The sequence below is a fragment of the Anabaena sp. CCY 9910 genome, assembly GCF_963920875.1.
In the GTDB taxonomy this organism is placed as follows: Bacteria; Cyanobacteriota; Cyanobacteriia; order Cyanobacteriales; family Nostocaceae; genus Trichormus; species Trichormus variabilis.
Genome location: NZ_CAWUDJ010000110.1, coordinates 1 through 1,342, shown reverse-complemented (window position 1 = coordinate 1,342; position 1,342 = coordinate 1). Strand labels below are relative to the sequence as shown.

The following is a 1,342-nucleotide window of genomic DNA, read 5'->3' as shown; positions in this document are numbered from 1 at the left end:
TTCAAGGGGCGACAAGCAACCTAAAGTGCTTGCTGTATAAGCTTCATAGCCCTTAAGCCTCGCTGATAATATGCTTGCTTATTGCGACTGAAACCGACCAGTTCCTCGACCCATGCTTGACACTCATGCCAAGCAACTATCCAATTTTGACCATATAAACCTATCCAAAAATTACTGTGACGTTTTTGAGTTCGATTTTTTTCTTGACTACGACAAATATAAGATTCCTGTTTTTGAAATTTAGTTCTTTGTCCATGTAACCAAGCACTAGTCATCGCTAAAGCAATTAAGAATATTAAACGTACAAGTCTATCAGGGCTGGCTTGGGAACTTTCTAAATTGTAACCGCCTGTTTTACAATCTTTGAACATCGCCTCAATTCCAAAACGTTGAGCATATATTTTGAGGGCAGTGTTTAAATCGGGTAAATTAGTTAATAAATACCAAGCTTCCTTATCTTGCTTTCCCCTATACTTCCTTTTCCAATAAACAGCTAAATTGAAGCAACCAAAACCTTTTTTTTGAGTCACTTTAACATCGGTATAAAAGGAGCGAACACCAGGATAAATTTCAATACTACTTAAAGACTGGAATTTATGTCTTTTTTTCCGAAAAGTAGTATCCTTTTTTTGACGAAACACAAAACTCAGGTTCTGCTTGTGGAGCCAATGTGCTAGTTCCACACTGTGAAATTCTCTATCCCCAATAATTACTAGTTTGTACTTTTTTAATAAGCGAATTACTGGGCGTAATACTTTTTGTTGTTCTTCTAAGTTACTACTACCATCTTTTCCTAGCAGACACCAATATATTGGCCAAGCTCTTTTCTGGTAAATCACACTTACCATCAATACATTATTTTCTTTCCACTGTGTTCTATCCATCGCAATGGTTAACTGTGACCCTACTTTAAAGTGTTGGTTAATTATTGCTTCAATGATGGGAAACCATAACAAGACTACACTCAAGGCATTTAGTGTTAAAAACCTTTGTAAATGCCGCCTACGACTATTTTGTTGTATAGGTAAAGGTAGTGTCGCTGCTAATCTTTCTATCCTGACCTGTTTCTGATTTTGTAACAACCACACCAACATCTTCAGGGTGATTAACTGTGCTTTATTTAGGTATTTTTCTAAGAAGTTTTGGTAGAATGATGCCAGCATTATGACAACGGTCTTAGTCAAATTACGAGACCGTTCTTTTTTACCATTAAACTGTACCCTACTGGTAGCCGCTTAATAACTGTACAGTTCATTCTCAACAAGTACCCACATTTTTTCAGGGGTCTGTGCCTCTCAAACCTTTATCTGGCTAAGTTTAGAGGCGTTTGTCGCCCCTTGAA

At 37.2% G+C, this 1,342-nt stretch carries 1 protein-coding gene; it reads right to left on the bottom strand.

Features of this window, described 5'->3' with window-relative positions:
- Positions 1-20: 20 nt before the first annotated feature.
- A complete protein-coding gene (locus ACM5QX_RS29500) occupies positions 21-1,163 on the bottom strand; it encodes an IS4 family transposase (protein WP_414756750.1) in 1,143 nt (380 codons plus the stop codon).
- Between the last annotated feature and the right edge of the window lie 179 nt (positions 1,164-1,342).